This is a genomic window from Pseudoalteromonas sp. SiA1 (genome assembly GCF_018732205.1).
GTDB classification, from domain to species: Bacteria; Pseudomonadota; Gammaproteobacteria; order Enterobacterales; family Alteromonadaceae; genus Pseudoalteromonas; species Pseudoalteromonas tetraodonis.
Genome location: NZ_CP076084.1, coordinates 2590147 through 2609250, shown reverse-complemented (window position 1 = coordinate 2609250; position 19104 = coordinate 2590147). Strand labels below are relative to the sequence as shown.

The following is a 19104-nucleotide window of genomic DNA, read 5'->3' as shown; positions in this document are numbered from 1 at the left end:
TTTACTCATCACTTTCTTGTTGTTCACTTTTAGCTGCCATTTTAAAGGCCACTATCACTAAGCCAAACATAGCAAATGGAATCGCAGCTAACAAATACTCAACCAAATGACTGTCTTGAAAATTAGCTTGCAGCAAAAAATGCCCCGCAACACACATAATAATAACGATCAAAAGGATGGGCAGTAACCTAAGTTCTTTTTTTGCTGAGTGTTTTTTCATTAGTTAAGGTGAGTTGAGGTATAAAAAATAATGCACTATTGTAATGAGCTTACTAAAGCTTGGCAAACAACACTGATTTTTAAATTGCGATTAGGTATGATTAACATCAAAGAAAACCTTAAAAGTAGTGGTTGGGGATAAAGTGCAACAAAGCTTAAAGCAAGTTTACCTAGTTGGCGGGGCAGTGCGAGATAAACTGCTAAACATACAATCAAAAGATAACGATTACGTTGTTATTGGTGAAACGCCAGAGACAATGGAAGCGCTTGGGTTTTTACCCATTGGCAGTGATTTTCCCGTTTACTTACACCCACACACTAAAGAAGAATATGCACTAGGGCGCACTGAGCGTAAAAGTGGTAAAGGTTATACCGGCTTCGTGGTGGATGCGAGCCCAAACGTAACCCTTGAAGAAGACTTAGCACGCCGAGATTTAACCATAAACTCTATGGCACTTGACGAAAACGGCACTATTATTGACCCTTTTAATGGTCAAGATGATTTAAAAAATAAAGTGCTGCGCCACACCACACACGCATTTGTAGAAGACCCGGTTCGGGTATTACGTATTGCCCGTTTTTTAGCCCGTTATGGCAGTGAATGGTCTATTCATCCAAGTACTACTGCATTAATGCAGGAGCTTAAAAATAAAGGCGAGCTGGAACATTTAGTGCCAGAGCGAGTATGGCTTGAAACAGAAAAAGCGCTTGGTGAAAAACACCCAGAGCTTTATTTTCAAGCATTAGATGGGTTAGGTATTTTTCCTGAAATAGAACAGATGAAAAACACTCCGCAGCCTGCAAATCATCATCCCGAGGGCGATGTGTTCGCCCATACTATGTTAGTCCTTAGGCGAGCAGCCGATTTAAACTTTAATTTAGAAACGCGTTTTGCTGCTTTAACTCATGATTTTGGTAAAGCGCTCAGTTACAAAAAACAGGGGAATTTACGCGGCCATGAACGTGAAGGGGTTGCGGTGGTTGAGGCCTTTTGTGAACGTTTAAAAGTACCTAATCGCTTTCGTGATATCGGTGTGCTTACCAGTGATAACCATACACTTTGCCACACGCTTGAACAGTTAAGACCGCAAACTATTCATAAATTAATCGTCACTAATTTAAATGCGCTAGTGCATCCAGAGCGTTTTATTGCCTTTACTCAAGCATGTCAGTGTGATGCACAAGGACGAGGCGAAACGCTGGTAGATAAGCCTTATCCACAAGCCGCTAAATTACGTGCTATTCACAACGAACTACAAAAAATGGATAAAAAACAAATTGTGCAACATGCACTTAAAAGCGGTAAAAAAGGCCCCGAAATAGGCGAAACGGTCAAGCAGGCAGAAATAGACTGTATTAAAGCGTTTTTACAGCTTAATGGCTAACTTGTAAGGTTTGTGTCGTTAAGCACTACGAGCTAAAACCTCAGCTTGCATGGCTTGTTTATTACTTACCTTGGGCTTTTTAGTCGCGCCCTGTTGAGCATGGTTATTGGCTGCATTAGGACGATATAAATCGAGAATAAACTCTATTTCTTCGGGTTCTAGTAACTCTTTCATTTTGACTCCTCCTAGGTGAGTAGACTAAGACTGAGCGAATGAATTAAAAGTGAATCGTTACACTTGAGTGTGAATTAAATTGTAACTGCAAAGCTTTAAAATAAAGCGGTTTATAATTAAACCGCTTTTTGTTTAATTATTTAAAGGCAGGTTCACGGTAAACACCACACCATTACCTTGCTCATTATTGTGCGCCGTTACTGTGCCTTTGTGGTAATCACACACCAGCCTGACAATATAAAGTCCTAAACCTAAATGCGGTTGTTGCTGCATTTGCTGGCTGCGCACCGATACCATAGAATCAAAAATATGTTCAGTAAGCCCCTCAGGCAACAAAGTACCTGTATTACTTACCGTTAATGTTGCTTTGTTTTCGCTTTGCTTCAGACTGACTTCAATCGCGGTGTTGGCTTCACTAAATTCCAAGGCATTATTTATTAGCTTATCGAGTAGTTGCGCTATAAATTCAGGGGCACCTTGCATTGGCAGTGTGCTTTGGCAAATGTTGAGTGTAAATAACTGGTTAGGATAAGTAAGTTGGTAGCCCTGCATACAGCCACTAATTACTTTTTGTAAATCAAACGGCTCTGGCTCATTACTTTGAATGCTTTGCTCAAGGCGGGTCGCTTCACTCATAGTGGTAATTATTTTCCCTAAACGCTCAACTCCTTCACTGGCACGCTCAAGATATTTTTGACTCAGTTCACTTTGCTGCAAGCTTTGTAAGTTCTCAAGTGATGAACGTACAACAGCAACCGGCGTGCGCAGCTCATGAGATAAGCGCGACGACATATTTTCTAAATAATCGGTATACCCTCCAAGGCGGCTCACTATATTTGAAAAGCTACGCGATAAATCGCCAATTTCGTCATTGGCATCGCTGTAATTTATATGGCCTGTTACCCGCCCTTGTGCATCAATGGCTTGCTCTGCTGTATCGCGTAGTCGCCTAATACGACTTGATATACGTGAGGCAAAAAAGAACAAAGTGACTGTGCCAATTAACATGACCGCTAAAATCACATTAAACAGTTTTTCCAGCGATTTATTTCGCAGTGTGCGCACGCCATTAGTGGTTTCTTCGGCTATAACTGCACCGATAACTTTATCCTCAATCCAAATAGGATACGCGGCCGATAATATTACCGCTTTGTTATCGGGGGTGAGTCGCCAAGACGAGGCCGGTTGGCCTTTCAGTGCTTTGGCTAAATGAGTCCCTTGCATTGAGGCGACATCGTGCAGGGTGTCTATAAACTCATCTTCGGGACGGGTTAAAATTTTATAGTACAAAGGATGCAAATAGGTTTGTTCAAAGCGTTGCCATGCGGTTTTTGGCGCTTGATTTTTTAGCCCATCAGCCCATACGCCATCGGCATTTTGAATACTGCCCGATTGCGCTAAAACGCGGTGATGATTATCGACCACCCAAATGCGACTGCCGCTGTGGCCCATGCCTTTTAATATACGGTTTATTTCAGGGGAGGGCACCAGTACTGAGCCTAAATCATTTGGGTTATTTAAGTTGGATGTAGACATGATATTAGGTGTTTGGTTTGGTTGTTTACTATCAACATCGGCAATGGCAAACCCCAGTTTATTGCCAAGCATACTCAAAGGAAAGCGCAGCTCAAGGTTGTAACCTGTTTCAGTTTGTTTAAAAAAGCCCTGAATTTTAGTAAAAGGCATTTTACTGTTGGCATCAAATGCGTTGACCCAGCCATCTTGGCGCGGAGCAATAATATAAGTATTAAATTGCCCATCAGGATTTTTTAGGCCAATTTTTACATAGTCATTATTGGTAATGCTGAGGCTGTTTTTAGCACGGTAAATTACAGTGTCATCTGTGACTTTAAAGACTGCATATAAGTAATTATCAAACTTACCCACCATGTGGCTAAATGATAAGTCGCTCAGTTGATGGTTATCATTGGCTGTTTGTAAGTAGCGTTTATCATAAAGCCAAAACAGCGATTGATAAGCGTCCCAGTCGTTGAGTTTGCCATCGAGCTGAATCGGGCTTTTTAAATTATAAGCATAAAGATCGCGACCTTTTACAACTTGATCTAAAAAGTTGGTTTGTTCGTCAAATAAAGCGGGGCGTTCATGCAGGGCCGTGGCCAGTGCGCGTGTAGTGCCTACCAACGTTTTTTCTTGGCCTTGGCGTAAAAACTTTTCCATTTCCCATACATATTCGTAGCCAAGCCATGGCAACAAAAACAAAAAGCACGAAAGTAGGATAAATTTACTGCGTAGGCCAAATCTCAGCATGTGGGTTGCTCCCACCTATAGCCCATGCCATACACGGTATCTATACAGTCAAACTGGCTATCGAGTGCTATAAACTTTTTACGAATACGTTTTACATGCGAGGTAATGGTGCTGTCGTCTACATAAATTTTAGCATCACTCATTAAATCGTTACGGCTTTTAACGTGCCCTGGTCGCTGGGCGAGTGAATGCAGCATCCAAAATTCAGTCACGGTTAAATCAACTAACTGGTGTTGCCAAAGCACCTGCATGCGTTGCGTATCGAGCGTTAGTTGGCCACGAGTTATTAATGCGTTAGCATCGGCGGGTTGCTCTAATGCTTCCATACGGCGAAATAGTGCGCCAATACGCGCAGCTAAATGGGCTAAGCTAATATCTTTGGTTAAGTAGTCGTCGGCGCCCATGCGCAGGCCACATACGGTGTCTATTTCGCTGTCGCGAGCGGTTAAAAAAATAATCGGTAAGGTTTTAGACAGTGAACGCAGTGTTTGGCACAGTAAAAAGCCGCCATCTATTTCATGGCCTAAACCAATATCAACAATGGCCAAATCGGGAAGCGCTTCTTTAAAGGCCGCTTCTGCTTGAGCGCGGTTTTCATAACCACTCACCTGATAGCCTTGAGCGCTCAGCATTTCTATGTAGTTTTCGCGGATTGCGGTTTCATCTTCAATGATGGCTATTTTCTTCATTTTTATTAATTACTCATATTGACTTAGGCGCACTATAGCGAAGTTTTTGCGCTAAGTACGGTTAAAAACACAATTGCCATTTTTTTGCCACAATTGCTCAGCAGTTTGCCATTTTTGATCCCCTTTGTTGCCACTTCATGCTGTTTTAATACAACTATTGAAATTACAGATACAACGCAAGTGCCAACCAATAGCTTGCCAACCCATTACCAATAGTAAGGAATAAATCATGAAGAAAACATTAATCGCACTCACACTCGTTAGTACTTTTTGCGCTCCTGCTTTTGCCGCGGATACTCCATCGAAAGAAGCAAAAAAGGAAACCATAGTCGGCCTAAGCACAGGTGCCATTATCGGTGGCGTTGTTGGTGGGCCTATTGGCGCGTTTGTAGGTGCATTTGCTGGTGGCTTAATTGGCGATGCCAAGGTGGCTGAGCAAACTATTGCCGAGCAGCAACAAGCTTTAACAGTTATGGCAGAGAAAACCAACGACTACCAACATGTTCTTAATCATAACAGCCACTTAGAAGCGCAACTTGAGCTGCTGGCTCAGCAAAATGAGCAACTAACGCAATCACAGCTTAATAATTTATTGGCGATGACAGTGCAATTTAAAACAGGCTCTAGCGATATTGCTCCACATTTTGCCAAGCAGCTTGATCAATTAGTTGCGTTATTAAAAAGCCAACCGCAACTCGCGCTTGATTTAAGTGGCTTTGCCGATCAGCGTGGTGAAGAGCAAGCAAACTTATTACTTTCAAAAGCCAGAGTAAACGCCGTACAAAGTTACTTAATTAAACAGGGGGTTAGCCATACACGCTTAAGCGCACAAGCATTTGGCGAGCAGCAAAGCATAGCAAGCAGTAACACCCTTGAAGATAACTTTTTTGATAGACGCGTTACCCTCACTACCCGTGCGCTAAATCAAACGACTGACCAAACAGCAAGCAATTAACAACGTGCGTTCTATGGAGTGATTTATGTTGAGTAAACCCACCAAAGTGCTTACCAAGGTAAGCCTTTTTATTTTTATTATTATCGTGCTTTTAGCCAGCTTTAAAAGCCATGCGCAGTCGCCAAAACTATCCTTGTTTGATAGCCAAGGAGTGGCGGTTAATCCTGGGGTGATTTTAAAAAGCGATGCAAAAATGACCCTAACAGGACTAATTAATCATGTTGTAGTAACGCAGCACTACATAAATGAAAACCCTTTTGCAGTAAATGCACGTTATGTATTTCCTTTACCCGATGAAAGCGCCGTGCAAGCAATGACCATGCGCATTGGCGAGCGAGTTATCAAAGGTAAAATAACAAAAAAACGCCAAGCTGAAAAACAGTACCAAGCTGCCAAGCAAGCAGGGAAGCAGGCCTCTTTGGTTCGTCAGCAGCGTTCAAATATGTTTATTACAAATGTGGCGAATATAGGGCCTGGTGAAGAGATTGTTATAACGCTTGAATATCAAGAGATTATTGATTACCAGCATGGAACCTTTGCGATTCATTTTCCAACCACAATAACGCCACGCTATCATGCAACAACAGGGAAACTGAACGAAGAGCAAGATAAGCGTACGGTAAAAAGTGATCATACATCTTCGTTTACTCCACAAGGATGGTTAAGCCCTATTTATACAAAGCAAACCAATGAGGCGGCTAATGCCAGCGATTTAAGCTTAACAATTAACATGGATATAGGCTTAGAATTGGTTGATATAAACGCTAAGTACCATCAGGTAAATATTGAAAACTCTGCGTTTGGACAATACAGCATTGTGCTAAAACCACAGCAAGCAATAAATAAAGACTTTGTACTGGAGTTTAAGCCACTACAAAAAGCGCAAGCTCAAGCCGCACTTTTTACTCAGCAAGCAAAAAATGGTGAGCAGTTTGCGTTAGCGATGTTAATGCCGCCAAGCGATCAGTTTACCCAGTCTGAGCGTTTACCGCGTGAAATGGTGTTTGTAGTTGATACCTCGGGCTCTATGCATGGGCAGTCTATGGAGCAAGCTAAAAAAGCATTGTTTTACGCACTCTCGTTACTTGATAGTGATGATAGCTTTAATATTATTGGCTTTAATAATCAGGTTACTGCCATGAGTGATACCCCTTTAGTTGCTAGTGACTTTAATTTACGCCGTGCAAGGCGCTTTATTTATAACTTGCAAGCCGACGGTGGTACTGAAATACAAGGTGCGCTTGATGCCGTACTTAATGGTGCGCAATTTGAGGGTTTTGTACGCCAAGTGGTGTTTTTAACCGATGGTAGCGTGAGTAACGAAGATGAGTTATTTAAAAGTATTGCGCGCACTTTAGGTGACAGCCGCTTATTTACCGTCGGCATTGGTAGCGCACCTAATCGCTTTTTTATGCGCCGCGCTGCTGATATAGGTAAGGGGTCTTATACCTTTATTGGTAGCACCTTTGATGTGCAGCCAAAAATGCAGCAGTTGTTTGATAAACTCGCTCACCCGGCGATGACTAATTTAGCGTTAACAAATACAAATGGAGACAGCTTAGATTTTTGGCCCTCCCCATTACCGGATCTGTATTTTGCTGAGCCTATTATGGTGGCTATTAAATTAGATAATACCGATACAATTACTTTTACTGGGCAAACAACGCATGGTGAGTTTAAGGTTAAGCTTAATTCGCAAGCAAGCTCAAAAGCCACAGGAATTGATAAGCTCTGGGCACGTCAAAAAATAAAGTCATTATTGCTATACAACCAACAAAGTGTTGTAAAACAGCAAGTGCAGCAACTTGCGCTTGAGCATCAATTACTTAGCCCATTTACTGCGTTTATTGCCATAGAAGAGAGCACCATTAAAGAAGTTGCTAAACAAACTACACAAGTGGCTAATTTAATGCCACAAGGAATGAGTATGCGTTTGCCGCAAACTGATGGGCAAAGCAAAATGCATATTGTGTTTGGAGCTTTAATGCTACTAGGTGGCCTGTTGTTAGTAAGGCGCTGTAAATGAAAAAGTGGTTGAGCATAGGTTTACTAGCCTTAGGACTGAGCCTATTTGGCCATGGTGCATATATGCAGGCAAAGGCATGGCTTGCACAAGTGTTAATAGAGCAAGCATGGCAAACAGCCCTTAAATCACCCAATAAAAAAATTAAGCCGTGGTTTTATGCTGATAGTTACCCAGTGGCACAAATAATATGGCCAAAGCATAATAAACGACTAACCGTGCTCGATGGCGCAAGTGGTAGAAATTTAGCGTTTGCGCCCAGTCATTTTTTAGCTGCGGGGGAATTAGGTGGGGCTGATGTTGGTAATTCGCAAGGAGCACTTATTGCTGGCCACAACGATACCCACTTTGCGTTTTTAAAAAACGCTAAAGTGGGGGAGCAATTTTCTCTGCAATTACAAAATGGCCAAGTGCAGCATTATTCAGTGACATATGTTGAGGTGATTAATCAGTACAACACCGATTTTTTGCATCAAGCAGGGCTGTATTTACTGACCTGTTACCCTTTTGATTCGCTGGCCTCGGGTACCGATTTAAGGTGGCTAGTATCGGCTGAAATATCCTCACCCGAGGTAGCGTTAGGAATATCGACCACTAGTTCTTGATGGCGTTGGCTTATCATTACGCCTATAAACACCACAAATATGCTGATCCACTGGCCAAGTGTCAGTACTTCGTTAAGAATAATGGCTGACAAAATTAAAGTGAAAATTGGGATTAAATTAGAATAAGCTGCTGCGGTTAACACCGACACTTTACTAATTGCGTAGTTGTACATGCCGTACCCACCCAAAGTGACACAAGAGCCTAAGTACAAAATGCTCATTAGTGCGGTTAAATCGTGTTGGTTTTCACTGGGTAGGTCAATAAATAATAAAAACGGAGCAAAAAACAAACTACCACTCACACCTTGCAAAGCAATCAGTGTGAGTGGGGAATAGCGGTTAGCTAAATGTTTTATACACACGGTATAAAATGCCGCGCACACCATGGCCATTAATTCTAAAAAATTCCCTAATAACGGGTTTGGTGCTTGGCTTGAACTCGGTGAGAGCAAGGTCAATAAAATACTGCCGCCAATACACAGCGTAAAACCCACCACAATAGCTTTACTAATGTATTCTTTGAGCATAAAAAACGCTAATAACGCCACAATAATAGGTAAGCAAGACACAATAACCCCCGCCTGAGAGGCTGAGGTGTACTCCATTGCGTGGCCTTCAAATAAAAAGTACAAACAAGGCTCTGCCAGCGACATACCTAATAAATACTTCCAATCGCCTTTTAAATATTCAAAACGAATTACGTAACGCCATAAACATAACGAAATCAGTAAAGTGGTGAGCATACGTAAAAATATCACCAAGGCCGGATCATAAATCGCAATCGCGTATTTAAGTGCAATAAAGGAGCTACCCCACAAAAAGGTGGCAATAATTAAACATAAACTGGCAGGCATAAGGTGTAATTTAATCGGTTGAATATAGTGCGATCCTAGCACGCAGAGGGGGTGCTTGAATATTTTTTACTTGTTCAAAAATACCGAACTGGTATAAATAAATTCATCATTTATTGCGCTAAGTAAAAAACATGCAAAGGGATCAGGTAGTAGTTGTAAAGCTAGGTACAAGCGTACTCACTGGCGGTACCGATAAGTTAGACAAAGCACATATGGTGGAACTTGTTCGCCAATGCTGTGAGCTAAAAAAGCAAGGTCACCAGGTTATTTTAGTTTCTAGTGGTGCGGTTGCCGCAGGTCGCGAACAGTTATTAAAACCCTGTGGGCGCACATTAATAGACAAACAAATGTTGGCCGCTATTGGGCAAGGGCAACTCATTCATATTTGGCAAAGCTTATTTGCGTTGTATGGTGTTAACGTGGGGCAAATGCTACTAACGCGCGCCGATGTTGACGACAGAGAGCGTTATTTAAATGCCCGCGATACTCTCAATGCCTTATTAAATTATGATGTTGTGCCGATCATCAATGAAAACGACGCGGTTGCTACCAGTGAAATAAAAGTAGGTGACAACGATAACTTATCGGCATTAGTGGCTATTTTGGCCAATGCCGATAAATTACTGCTACTGACCGACCAACAAGGGTTATTTACCAGCGATCCGCGCACTGACATTAACGCCACCTTGATTGACGAAGTTACGCATATTAATGATGAGTTACGCCAACTTGCGGGTGGCAGTGGTACAAACCTAGGCACAGGGGGTATGGCAACCAAACTACAGGCAGCCGATATTGCCAGAAGAGCTGGGGTTGAGGTGATTATTGCCAAAGGCGCTGATGAAAACGTGATTTTAAAATGCATGAGCGAGCAACTGCCAGGCACCCGTTTTTTAAAACTTACCGCCCCTAAAGATGGCCGAAAAAAATGGTTATTAGCAGGGCCTAAAAGTAGCGGCCAAATTTTAATTGATGCCGGTGCGGTGCATGCATTGCAATCTAAGGGCGCCAGTTTACTTGCTAAAGGCATTACGCGTGCAATAGGTGAATTTGAACGCGGAGATTTAATTAACTTAATTGATGTAAACGAGCAAATTATTGCACGTGGGTTAACGCGCTTTAGCCATCTTGAAATCGATAAAATAAAAGGCGCACACTCTAATCAAATCAGCCAATTACTTGATTACGACAGCAGTGCCGAAGTACTACACAGAGATGATATGGTGGTGTTGTAATTAAGCACTTTTTTAACGATATAGCGCAACGTATAATCCGCTTATAGTGTTGCGCTTTTTTGTGTTAAAATCTTGCACCTTAAATTTGTTGTAAAGAGTATTGAAGATGAAATTAGTTCGCTGGGTTTTAGGTTGTATCATCTTATTTTTTAATTTTGTTTTTACGCCGCGTAGCAAAAAACGTGATCCGCAAGAGCAAACTAAGCTTGATCAGCAAACCGCACAATTTAAGCTCTATCAATTCAAAGCATGCCCTTTTTGTGTAAAAGTGCGTCGTTCAATTAAGCGTGAAGGCTTAAAAATTGAAACACGCGATGCAAAAAATGATGAGCAATACCGCCAAGAGCTATTAGAGCAAGGCGGAAAAGTTAAAGTACCTTGTTTACGTATTGAGCAAGATGGCCAAGTAAAATGGCTTTATGAATCAAACGATATTATTGCTTACTTAAACAAAGTAGCCGCTTAAAATATTTATTGGTATTTCATACCATCTCACTTATTAAAAGAGACATTACCATGACAATTCGTACCCGTGTTGCTCCGTCGCCAACTGGTGACCCGCATCTTGGCACCGCTTACATTGCCTTATTTAACTACTGTTTTGCTAAACAGCAAGGCGGTGAATTTGTACTTCGTATTGAAGATACTGACCAAGTTCGCAGCACACCAGAATCTGAACAAGCCATCATGGATAGCTTACGCTGGTTAGGCCTTGAGTGGGATCATGGTCCTGATGTAGGTGGAGAGTTTGGTCCATACCGTCAATCTGAGCGCAGTGATTTATATAAAAAATACGCCCATCAGTTAGTTGAAGACGGCAAAGCGTTTTACTGTTTCGCAACCAGCGAAGAACTGGACCAAATGCGTGAAGAACAAATGGCCGAAGGTCTGCGTCCTAAATACGATGGCCGTGGCTTAAACCATACAGAAGACGAAATTAAAGCAAACCTAGCTGCTGGTAAACCGTACGTTATACGTATGAAAATCCCAAGCGAAGGTACGTTTAAATTTAACGACTACCTACGTGGTGAAATTGAGATCCCGTGGGAAAACGTAGACATGCAAGTGCTATTAAAAGCGGATGGTTTTCCAACTTACTTTTTAGCTAACGTGGTGGATGATCACCATATGCAAATTAGCCATATTTTCCGTGGTGAAGAGTGGATAAACTCAGCACCTAAGCTATTAAAACTGTATGAAGATTTTGGTTGGGAAGCACCCGTACTAGGTCACTTACCATTACTGCGTAATCCAGATAAATCAAAACTGTCTAAGCGTAAAAACCCAACGTCTATTAATTACTATAAAGAAATGGGTTACTTACCAGAAGCGGTACTTAACTACTTAGGCCGTATGGGTTGGTCAATGCCTGATGAGCGTGAAAAGTTCACCCTTAATGAGATGATTGAGCACTTTGACATGAAGCGTGTATCACTTGGTGGCCCAGTATTCGACGTAGACAAGTTAAGCTGGTTAAACGGTATGTGGATCCGCGAAAACCTAACTGATGCAGAGCTAATGCAGCGTTTTGTTGACTGGAAATTTAATGGTGACATGCTGGCTAAAGTATTACCAGAAGCTAAAACGCGTATAAATACGCTCTCTGACATGGTTGATTTAGCAGGGCACTTTGTAGGCGGCATCCCGACCTACGACCCAGCGCTATTAACAGCCGGTAAAGCTGACGAAGATGTTATTCGCCAAGCATTACAATTTTTTGTATGGCAGCTAGAAGGCTTACGTAGCTTTGAAAAGCCTGCTATTTTTGCAATTGCAAAAGAAGTAGCCACCTTCCACGAGCTTAAAATTAAAGATTTCTTAGAGCCTATATTTGTGGCTATTACCGGCAAAACATCATCAACTTCGGTATTAGATGCAATGGAGATTTTAGGGTCTGACCTATCGCGTGCACGTTTACGTGTCGCGCTTGCCCATTTAGGTATTTCTAAAAAGCAGGCTAAAAAGATAGAGCGCGCATACCGTGATTACCCAAGTGCGTAATCGCGTATACAGATTCAAAAGCCGCTTAATTTAAGCGGCTTTTTTGTGCCTGTAATTCTAAGATGGAGTTGCCAGCATAGGGTAAGTAAATAAGAAAAAATGAAACACGTTAACGAGCCAATGACATAAAATGGCCCATTCTAATCGGCTAGTTTTATAGTAAATATAGCCATAACCAAAACCTGCAACGGCCGCCACGAGCATATAATGAGTACCCGCTGAAAAGTGTGCCAGTGAAAATACACAAGTACTGATAGCCGGTGCGAGCAGTGCAAACCTGCTCGGGGTTATTAGTTTTGAAAGCTTAGTTTGTATCACTCCCCTAAATAATGCCTCTTCTGCAACGCAGGTAAAAAGTAGGTTGATAGCTATAAATAACAACCAAAATTCAGGTACTTTTGGCGCAAATTCAACAAGGTTTAACGTTAAAGCAGTTATGAGCGCCGCTAAAATAGTGATAATTATGATTAAAGCAGGGTAGCCGATAGTTACTGGCTTTGCCGTTTTATTTTTTTCAAAAACATAAGCGGCCAGCATTAAACCCGCTAATGCTTTATCAAAATTAGCATACAAGGTAAATGCAATTGCGTTACTGGTGATTTGTTCATTAACAACAATAGGCAGGTTATTAAAACCCGCAAACCAATGTATGGCCAACCCGAGTGAGGCTGTTATAAATAAAGACGTTAGAACATTACGTTTTAACGCTGAGGTTGCCAATAGCGTAAAGTGAAACAATCCCACATAAACAGCTATAACAGCAACCGCGTTTAAATTTATATATTCTTGATAATAGGCGCTAATAACACTTAGCAGCAATAAGTATTGCCATAATGGTTGGCGAAATACAGAGAGTTTACACTGCGGGAAAACACATAAAATAGCGGCAGCTAAAAAGTAAAAAGTCATTGGCAAATACTGCTTGTTGTTTGATAGAGGAAATGAGAGAAAACGAATCACATAGCGTTATAGTCTCAATTAGATAATTTTGAGCTATTAATAATTATAGGCTTGTCCGGTACAGGTAACGGCTAAATCACAATTGTAGCGGGATACTGATTGGCATTGCTCCAGTGTAAATGCATTGCCACCTAAATAAAGCACATCGTTTTTAAGGGATTCTATAGCTTGTGATTTCAAACGGTTATAGCTAATTGAGGATGTTCGCGTATCGTCTGATACATCGCAGCTTTCGCCTTTTATTCCACCAAGAGGGCTTGCACCTCTATCGAGAGCGTCCTGAACACTGTAAAATTGCTCTAGACCACGTTTTTTAGTGTGGCTTGAAACGTGTTCTGATAAAACCTCGTCGTCGATATTGGTTGTGTAAGTAATGTTATTACAGCCAGTTAATAATGAAACCGCGCATATTAATAAACAAAAATACTTCATTAGTTAATCCCTTAAACTCGTATTTGCCTAATTTACTTAGTTAATTAGCGAGTTGCAAATTATCATTTTTCGCCTTTATTAAACAGATTCGACCTCTCAAGATTTTTTTTCTGGTAGTATAGCTAGGTTATAAGCAGTTTAAGCAGTGAACACACTATGTTAAGTCCTTACTATCAGCAGCATGCTGATTATGTTTCAATTTCTCGTGAGCAAGGTTGTCGCTTTGCTAAATGTGTAGCCGACGACTACAACCCGCTTCATGATAAAGACGCTAAAAAGTTTTGCGCACCAGGAGACTTACTTTTTTCTCTAGTGTTAGACCGCTATGGCATTAGTGAGCGAATGGAGTTTACCTTTGCCGGTATGGTTGATGAAAATACCAAGCTAAATTTTCCAGAACAACCTGGAGAAGAGTTTGATGTAAACCATGGCGAAAAAGTAATTTTAAAGGTTAAACGCGACGGTAAAACCAGTAAATGCCCAACACTTACAAACAGTTTAATAAAAAATTATGTTGAGTTCTCAGGTGCTGCGTTCCCGCATGTGATTATTCCTTTAATGGGCAAGCAAGAGGTAATGATAAACCCTGCGCGGCCTATGATTATTTATGAATCAATGATCATTAATCTTAATAATATTGATATTAAATCACCGACCCTTGAGTTTGCAGAGCCAAGCTTTGAATACGCTGGTAAACGCGGCAAAATAACCTTGCGCTTTAATTTATTAGAAAACGGCGAAAAGGTGGGTTTTGGTGAAAAACACATGGTGGTATCGGGTATTCGTGAATACTGTCAAAGCACCGTAGATGATTTAATTGCATTTTATAATGAGCGTAAAGCCACATTAAAACCGGCTTAAACACTTCATTTTACTTAGGCGCTATTTAGCGCCTTTTTTATTACTAAAGCTCAGGTATAATAGCGTTCTTTGTTATTTTAAAGCCAAGCTTATGTCTGCCACATCGTTCTCATCACTAGCCCTAGACCCGTTACTATTAACGGCAATAGAGCAAAATAATTACACTACGCCTACCGCCATTCAGCACAAAACGATACCGCCAATTTTAGCGGGCAAAGACGTGATGGGCAGCGCTCAAACTGGCACCGGTAAAACAGCCGCTTTTGTTTTGCCGCTATTACATAAGCTTTTAAATACCGCTAAAAAAGACGAACCAGGCATTGCCCGTGTGGTTATTTTAACGCCCACTAGGGAGCTTGCTCAGCAAGTATTTGCAAGCTTTGAAAAATACGCACAAGGTACAGATATAAAAGGTGCACTTGCTTATGGTGGCGCAAGTATTGGTCCACAAATCAAAGCACTTAAAACAGCACAAGTAATAGTGGCAACGCCAGGGCGCTTACTTGATCATATAGTGAAGGGCAGTGTGGTGCTTTCAAGCGTGGACTCTTTGGTATTTGATGAAGCAGACCGTATGCTGGATATGGGTTTTATTGACGAAATTAGACGAATACTGCGTCATATCCCAGGCGATCGTCAAACCTTACTGTTTTCCGCGACCTTTGATGACAGTGTTTTTGAGCTAAGTAAAAAATTGCTCAAAGACCCTGAGCTTATTGAAGTCGATAAGCGCAACTCTGCTGCTGTAGAGGTTGAACAAGTTATTTACGCAGTTGATGAAGACAGAAAGCGCGAGCTGGTATCGCACATGATTGGCATGAAAAACTGGCGCCAAGTGCTTATATTCACCCGCACAAAACAAATGGCCGATAAGCTTGCCAAAGAAATGTGTAAAGATGGTTTAAAAACCGAATCTATTCATGGTGATAAATCACAAGGTGCTCGCGACCGCGCTCTTCATAACTTCAAAGAAGGCAGTACACGTGTTCTAGTGGCCACCGATGTAGCAGCGCGCGGTTTAGAAATACCGGCACTTAAATATGTAATTAACTTTGAATTACCATACATAGCTGAAGATTATGTACACCGTATTGGCCGTACAGGACGAGCTGGCGAGCAAGGCCTTGCTATGTCGCTAGTGAGCTTAGATGAGCAATGGCTGCTTGAAGAAATTGAAGTACTGCTTGATACCCGCTTAACACCACAATGGCTTGAAGGCTATGAGCCCGACTTAAATAAGCCGCCTAAAGATAACCGCAAAAACACTAACAAAGCGCGTAAAGATCGCGATAAAAAACGTATTACAGGGCAAAGAGCGCCAAATAGAAGACGTAAATAAAAGCTTAGGGCTTCACCTAACAGGCAGCTAAGAGCGAGAAGCGGTCATTGATATTGGCTAAATATCGTCGTTAATTGATTTGTTAAACTGTTCTTTGCGCATATATTCATGAAAATGAGCGATGCGCGCATATTGTTCTATTTAACTTTTCTTTAAAGTTTTAGAAAACTTAGTGATAGTAATACCTTAGGTAATTTGTTAAAACTATATAAAGTAGATAAATGAGCGTGGAGTCGGTAGAAATATGCGCGACGAGCGCACTATTAAATTGTTATGTGCCAAAAGGAATTTGAATGCACAAGAATAATCAACTAATAATCGCTGGCAGTTTAAGTATCCTGGCTGCATTACTTCATATTGGTTGTATTTTCGGCGGCTCTGATTGGTATCTTTTTTTTGGTGCTGGTCAACGTATGGCTCAACTCGCAGCTCAGGGCGACCCGTACCCAACAATTGTAACTTTAGCAATTGCTTCATTTCTTACTGGCTGGGGCTTATATGCATTTTCTGGTGCAGGTATCATCATCAAGTTGCCACTACTAAAAACCTGTTTAACTTTAATTACTGCCATCTATTTGTTGCGTGGTATCGCAGGCTTAGCTGGTCCCTTTCTAACTTCAGACCCTGTGGTACACCAAAATTCAATAACCTTTTGGTTAGTCAGCTCAATTATTTGCTGTATTTATGGTACGTTTTATTTATTGGGCACAGTAAAGTTATGGCGGTAGTAGAGAGTGTGCTGGCACATAACAAAAAAATTAAGTACGCCCGCTGCGCGGGCTGGGACGCATACATGCGGGGCGGCTTCGCCATTATGCCCCACATGCCTGCGCCCCTTATTTAAAAGTTAGAGCTACAAGCTCCGAGAGGAATAATGAACATATTTTTGAATATTGTCGGCTTTATCGTATTAATTGTATCCGTATTTTTATTTGGCCTTAAGGGGATGGCTGCTGAAATGGGAATAGCGGTTGCGGCCAGCGGAGTTTTTCTGGCTTTTGCCAATCTAGATAAATTTTCAGAGTTTAAAGGGGCTGGCTTCGAAGCAAAATTAAGAGAAGCTGTAGACGAAGCAAATGCCACAATTGAGAACCTAAAGGAGGTAGCTAAACCTCTTATTAAAACAAATCTATTTGCTTTAGCTAAAGCAGGAAGGTTTTCAGATGGTGCATTCAATAAAAGCCATGATGTCTATGATCAGCTTGCCGAGCTACAAAGTAAAATCGGACTGGATGGGCAAGATCTAGAGAAGTCAAAGGCAAGTTATCTCAATATTCATGCATGGGATATGGTCTCAGAGCTGTCTGGTAATATCGAACGCGCCGGTAATGAGCGGTTTTCAGTGACATCCCGTGAGGCCATGGGCACTCATAGTTTTGAAGTCGCGCCTGATTTAAAAAAATTCAATGAGCTGGTATCAGGCGTAGAGCTTGATGAGGTTTCTCAAAACCAGTTTGAAACTCTAAAGAACTATTATGCCAAATACCAGCTCTAACAATCGGCTGCATCGGACAAATTTCCGCTGTCACCTTTTGTGCAAAAGACGCACAAAAGTCGCCATCAAAAATTTGCTCGGTGAGCCGGGCGTTACCAATGACCGCCCATGGCACTCAGCCGATAGTCGGTATAGAGTGGTTTAACTTACAGTATAAAGCAGTTATATATCGCTAACGTGGTAAATTAGATTGTTTCTGGTAAATTCATTATTTTTGTCGGATGGCGTGGCTCCGCCACTTATCCGACCTACGTCAAAATGTAGGTTGGTTAAGCCGAAGGCGCCACCAAACAGGCTTTCAAATTCACTTTTTATCCGCTCATGGCAAAAATGCGACATTCAGATTTGATAAAGTCCTGACAGATCAAGTTAGTACTTATTAAAATAAACGAAGATAACTACTTGAACTAGCTTATTTTATTTCGCTTATCATTGTTGCCCGAACCCCGAACCCCGAACCCCGAACCCCGAACCCCGAACCCCGAACCCCGAACCCCGAACCCCGAACCCCGAACCCCGAACCCCGAACCCCGAACCCCGAACCCCGAACCCCGAACCCCGAACCCCGAACCCCGAACCTCGAACCTCGAACCTCGAACCCCGTAATTAAGCTATTAGTTTCTCCGCAAGGTTGAGTTCCATTGTTGCTTTTAATAAACGGTATAAGTTAATAGATGCGTCTATTTCTTCTTTACGGTTGGTTAAGCTTTCAATATTTAAACCCAGTGGCACACCTAAGTGGGCACAGCTTTTTAAAATTGAGTCGAGGTTTTCGCGACAAATACGCACCGATTCACTTAATGTATTTTCCGAATCAAGCATGCGCCATTTAGTTGCCTCTGGTACTGAGATACCTAGCCATTGCATAAACTCCAAGGTTTTTTCACCACCACAAGGCGTAAAGGTTAATATAATCCTATTAGGTGTCAGGCCTTGTGCTTTGCATGTGCGCGCATAACTAGTTATTAAATCTATGGTTGCTTGTGCATTGTAAACGGCTTGAGAGATAAAAAACTGGCATCCTTGTGCCGTTTTTTCTATTAAGCGTTGGTGCTCGTTGCGCTTATTGGCATGGCGCTCAGCAATGGTTACGCCACCTAAAAAGAAGTCTTCTGACTGCTCTGCCAGAGTTTTGTAGGCATTCGGTAAGCTCAGCTTTATATCACCCGCTGATGATGGGCTGCCCACTAACACCACGTTTTTTAAATCGTAGTCATTTTTGGTTTCATCTAACCACGTTTTAAACTCACTCACACCGCGCTGAGCTACACTTTTATAAGTAATGACATCAAGATCAGATAAGCCTCGTAAGAGTTGACTGTACTCGCGCGGATCAACTGTTTGCTTAAATGCAAATGGACGCGCTTGCTCTGTACGGCTGCTTTCATCTTGAATGTCATAAATAATCACACCGTCATATTCAATTTCGTGTAAACGGCCTAATAACTTTTCGGCAATGACTTTTAATTGCGCTTTATCAGTCCCAATTTTTGGCGGTGTTGTGCCAATTAGGTAAACACCTTGGTTGGTGTCCTGTATTTTTTCTTGAAGTGATAAAGCCATAATCCCCATTCCAGCTTAATTTGTGATGATGGATTTAATATAGCAG

At 41.7% G+C, this 19104-nt stretch carries 19 protein-coding genes; 11 read left to right on the top strand and 8 right to left on the bottom strand.

Annotation, left to right across the window (positions count from 1 at the left end; genetic code table 11):
- Position 1: 1 nt before the first annotated feature.
- On the bottom strand, positions 2-220 hold the full coding sequence (locus KK487_RS12130) for a hypothetical protein (protein WP_024602373.1): 219 nt from the start codon (positions 218-220) through the stop codon (positions 2-4).
- A gap of 142 nt (positions 221-362) precedes the next feature.
- On the opposite strand from KK487_RS12130, the gene KK487_RS12125 reads away from it, so the two are divergent.
- Positions 363-1604 carry a multifunctional CCA addition/repair protein gene (locus tag KK487_RS12125; RefSeq protein ID WP_215521801.1) on the top strand — a complete coding sequence of 414 codons (1242 nt, stop codon included), beginning with the start codon at positions 363-365 and terminating at the stop codon, positions 1602-1604.
- 18 nt (positions 1605-1622) lie between these two features.
- Here KK487_RS12125 and KK487_RS12120 read toward each other — a convergent pair whose 3' ends face one another.
- From KK487_RS12120 to pdsR, 3 genes are all read right to left on the bottom strand, one after another.
- Entirely contained in the window at positions 1623-1778 is a 156-nt protein-coding gene (locus KK487_RS12120; RefSeq protein WP_175416153.1) for a hypothetical protein, read from the bottom strand.
- Positions 1779-1910: 132 nt separating this feature from the next.
- The gene (pdsS, locus tag KK487_RS12115) at positions 1911-4046 is read right to left on the bottom strand and encodes a proteobacterial dedicated sortase system histidine kinase (protein WP_215521800.1); all 2136 of its coding nucleotides are present in this window, start codon (positions 4044-4046) and stop codon (positions 1911-1913) included.
- Positions 4040-4735 carry a proteobacterial dedicated sortase system response regulator gene (gene pdsR / locus KK487_RS12110; RefSeq protein ID WP_215521799.1) on the bottom strand — a complete coding sequence of 232 codons (696 nt, stop codon included), beginning with the start codon at positions 4733-4735 and terminating at the stop codon, positions 4040-4042. The genes pdsS and pdsR overlap by 7 nt, the downstream gene beginning before the upstream one ends.
- 229 nt (positions 4736-4964) lie before the next feature.
- Between pdsR and pdsO the strand changes: the two genes are divergently transcribed.
- Genes pdsO through KK487_RS12095 form a run of 3 tightly spaced genes read left to right on the top strand, consistent with a single transcriptional unit; the run spans position 4965 to position 8318 of the window.
- Complete coding sequence (pdsO, locus tag KK487_RS12105) at positions 4965-5690, top strand: sortase-associated OmpA-like protein PdsO (protein ID WP_213608941.1); 726 nt, start codon at positions 4965-4967, stop codon at positions 5688-5690.
- A gap of 25 nt (positions 5691-5715) precedes the next feature.
- Complete coding sequence (locus KK487_RS12100) at positions 5716-7716, top strand: marine proteobacterial sortase target protein (protein WP_215521798.1); 2001 nt, start codon at positions 5716-5718, stop codon at positions 7714-7716.
- Positions 7713-8318, top strand: coding sequence for a class GN sortase (locus KK487_RS12095; protein WP_215521797.1), 606 nt, complete (start codon positions 7713-7715; stop codon positions 8316-8318). Before KK487_RS12100 ends, KK487_RS12095 begins: the two co-directional genes overlap by 4 nt.
- Here the strand turns inward: KK487_RS12095 and KK487_RS12090 are convergent.
- Entirely contained in the window at positions 8213-9172 is a 960-nt protein-coding gene (locus KK487_RS12090) for a DMT family transporter (RefSeq protein WP_028835731.1), read from the bottom strand. The two genes, KK487_RS12095 and KK487_RS12090, sit on opposite strands and share 106 nt — an antisense overlap.
- Before the next feature lie 131 nt (positions 9173-9303).
- Here KK487_RS12090 and proB point away from each other — a divergent pair, with 131 nt between their 5' ends.
- The 3 genes from proB to gltX all read left to right on the top strand — a co-directional run bounded on the left by proB (position 9304) and on the right by gltX (position 12408).
- Positions 9304-10407, top strand: a complete 1104-nt coding sequence (gene proB / locus KK487_RS12085) for a glutamate 5-kinase (RefSeq protein ID WP_215521796.1) — start codon at positions 9304-9306, stop codon at positions 10405-10407.
- Between the two features lie 106 nt (positions 10408-10513).
- Entirely contained in the window at positions 10514-10873 is a 360-nt protein-coding gene (locus KK487_RS12080; protein ID WP_008111110.1) for a glutaredoxin family protein, read from the top strand.
- Between the two features lie 50 nt (positions 10874-10923).
- A complete protein-coding gene (gltX, locus tag KK487_RS12075) occupies positions 10924-12408 on the top strand; it encodes a glutamate--tRNA ligase (protein WP_036956570.1) in 1485 nt (494 codons plus the stop codon).
- A gap of 57 nt (positions 12409-12465) precedes the next feature.
- Here the strand turns inward: gltX and KK487_RS12070 are convergent, their stop codons facing one another.
- Together KK487_RS12070 and KK487_RS12065 are read right to left on the bottom strand one after the other, a co-directional pair.
- Positions 12466-13317, bottom strand: coding sequence for a CPBP family intramembrane glutamic endopeptidase (locus KK487_RS12070; RefSeq protein WP_215521795.1), 852 nt, complete (start codon positions 13315-13317; stop codon positions 12466-12468).
- Between the two features lie 87 nt (positions 13318-13404).
- The gene (locus KK487_RS12065; protein WP_215521794.1) at positions 13405-13800 is read right to left on the bottom strand and encodes a hypothetical protein; all 396 of its coding nucleotides are present in this window, start codon (positions 13798-13800) and stop codon (positions 13405-13407) included.
- 156 nt (positions 13801-13956) lie between these two features.
- On the opposite strand from KK487_RS12065, the gene KK487_RS12060 reads away from it, so the two are divergent.
- The 4 genes from KK487_RS12060 (at position 13957) to KK487_RS12045 (ending at position 17495) form a co-directional block, all read left to right on the top strand.
- Positions 13957-14661 carry a DUF3581 domain-containing protein gene (locus KK487_RS12060; RefSeq protein WP_016900441.1) on the top strand — a complete coding sequence of 235 codons (705 nt, stop codon included), beginning with the start codon at positions 13957-13959 and terminating at the stop codon, positions 14659-14661.
- A 91-nt stretch (positions 14662-14752) separates the two neighbouring features.
- Positions 14753-16000: a DEAD/DEAH box helicase gene (locus tag KK487_RS12055; RefSeq protein ID WP_215521793.1), complete on the top strand. Its 1248-nt coding sequence runs from the start codon at positions 14753-14755 to the stop codon at positions 15998-16000.
- A 293-nt stretch (positions 16001-16293) separates the two neighbouring features.
- Positions 16294-16728: a hypothetical protein gene (locus KK487_RS12050; protein WP_215521792.1), complete on the top strand. Its 435-nt coding sequence runs from the start codon at positions 16294-16296 to the stop codon at positions 16726-16728.
- A 146-nt stretch (positions 16729-16874) separates the two neighbouring features.
- Positions 16875-17495 carry a hypothetical protein gene (locus tag KK487_RS12045; RefSeq protein WP_215521791.1) on the top strand — a complete coding sequence of 207 codons (621 nt, stop codon included), beginning with the start codon at positions 16875-16877 and terminating at the stop codon, positions 17493-17495.
- A 606-nt stretch (positions 17496-18101) separates the two neighbouring features.
- On the opposite strand, the gene KK487_RS12040 is transcribed toward KK487_RS12045, so the two are convergent.
- A complete protein-coding gene (locus tag KK487_RS12040) occupies positions 18102-19058 on the bottom strand; it encodes a methylenetetrahydrofolate reductase (protein WP_036953487.1) in 957 nt (318 codons plus the stop codon).
- Positions 19059-19104 lie beyond the last annotated feature (46 nt).

Excerpts from the sequence above, each read along its gene's own strand:
- KK487_RS12130 (WP_024602373.1), bottom strand. The coding sequence starts at position 220 with ATGAAAAAACACTCAGCAAAAAAAGAACTTAGGTTACTGCCCATCCTT.
- KK487_RS12120 (WP_175416153.1), bottom strand. The coding sequence starts at position 1,778 with ATGAAAGAGTTACTAGAACCCGAAGAAATAGAGTTTATTCTCGATTTA.
- pdsS (WP_215521800.1), bottom strand. The coding sequence starts at position 4,046 with ATGCTGAGATTTGGCCTACGCAGTAAATTTATCCTACTTTCGTGCTTT.
- pdsR (WP_215521799.1), bottom strand. The coding sequence starts at position 4,735 with ATGAAGAAAATAGCCATCATTGAAGATGAAACCGCAATCCGCGAAAAC.
- pdsO (WP_213608941.1), top strand. The coding sequence starts at position 4,965 with ATGAAGAAAACATTAATCGCACTCACACTCGTTAGTACTTTTTGCGCT.
- KK487_RS12100 (WP_215521798.1), top strand. The coding sequence starts at position 5,716 with ATGTTGAGTAAACCCACCAAAGTGCTTACCAAGGTAAGCCTTTTTATT.
- KK487_RS12095 (WP_215521797.1), top strand. The coding sequence starts at position 7,713 with ATGAAAAAGTGGTTGAGCATAGGTTTACTAGCCTTAGGACTGAGCCTA.
- KK487_RS12090 (WP_028835731.1), bottom strand. The coding sequence starts at position 9,172 with ATGCCTGCCAGTTTATGTTTAATTATTGCCACCTTTTTGTGGGGTAGC.
- proB (WP_215521796.1), top strand. The coding sequence starts at position 9,304 with ATGCAAAGGGATCAGGTAGTAGTTGTAAAGCTAGGTACAAGCGTACTC.
- KK487_RS12080 (WP_008111110.1), top strand. The coding sequence starts at position 10,514 with ATGAAATTAGTTCGCTGGGTTTTAGGTTGTATCATCTTATTTTTTAAT.
- gltX (WP_036956570.1), top strand. The coding sequence starts at position 10,924 with ATGACAATTCGTACCCGTGTTGCTCCGTCGCCAACTGGTGACCCGCAT.
- KK487_RS12070 (WP_215521795.1), bottom strand. The coding sequence starts at position 13,317 with ATGACTTTTTACTTTTTAGCTGCCGCTATTTTATGTGTTTTCCCGCAG.
- KK487_RS12065 (WP_215521794.1), bottom strand. The coding sequence starts at position 13,800 with ATGAAGTATTTTTGTTTATTAATATGCGCGGTTTCATTATTAACTGGC.
- KK487_RS12060 (WP_016900441.1), top strand. The coding sequence starts at position 13,957 with ATGTTAAGTCCTTACTATCAGCAGCATGCTGATTATGTTTCAATTTCT.
- KK487_RS12055 (WP_215521793.1), top strand. The coding sequence starts at position 14,753 with ATGTCTGCCACATCGTTCTCATCACTAGCCCTAGACCCGTTACTATTA.
- KK487_RS12050 (WP_215521792.1), top strand. The coding sequence starts at position 16,294 with ATGCACAAGAATAATCAACTAATAATCGCTGGCAGTTTAAGTATCCTG.
- KK487_RS12045 (WP_215521791.1), top strand. The coding sequence starts at position 16,875 with ATGAACATATTTTTGAATATTGTCGGCTTTATCGTATTAATTGTATCC.
- KK487_RS12040 (WP_036953487.1), bottom strand. The coding sequence starts at position 19,058 with ATGGCTTTATCACTTCAAGAAAAAATACAGGACACCAACCAAGGTGTT.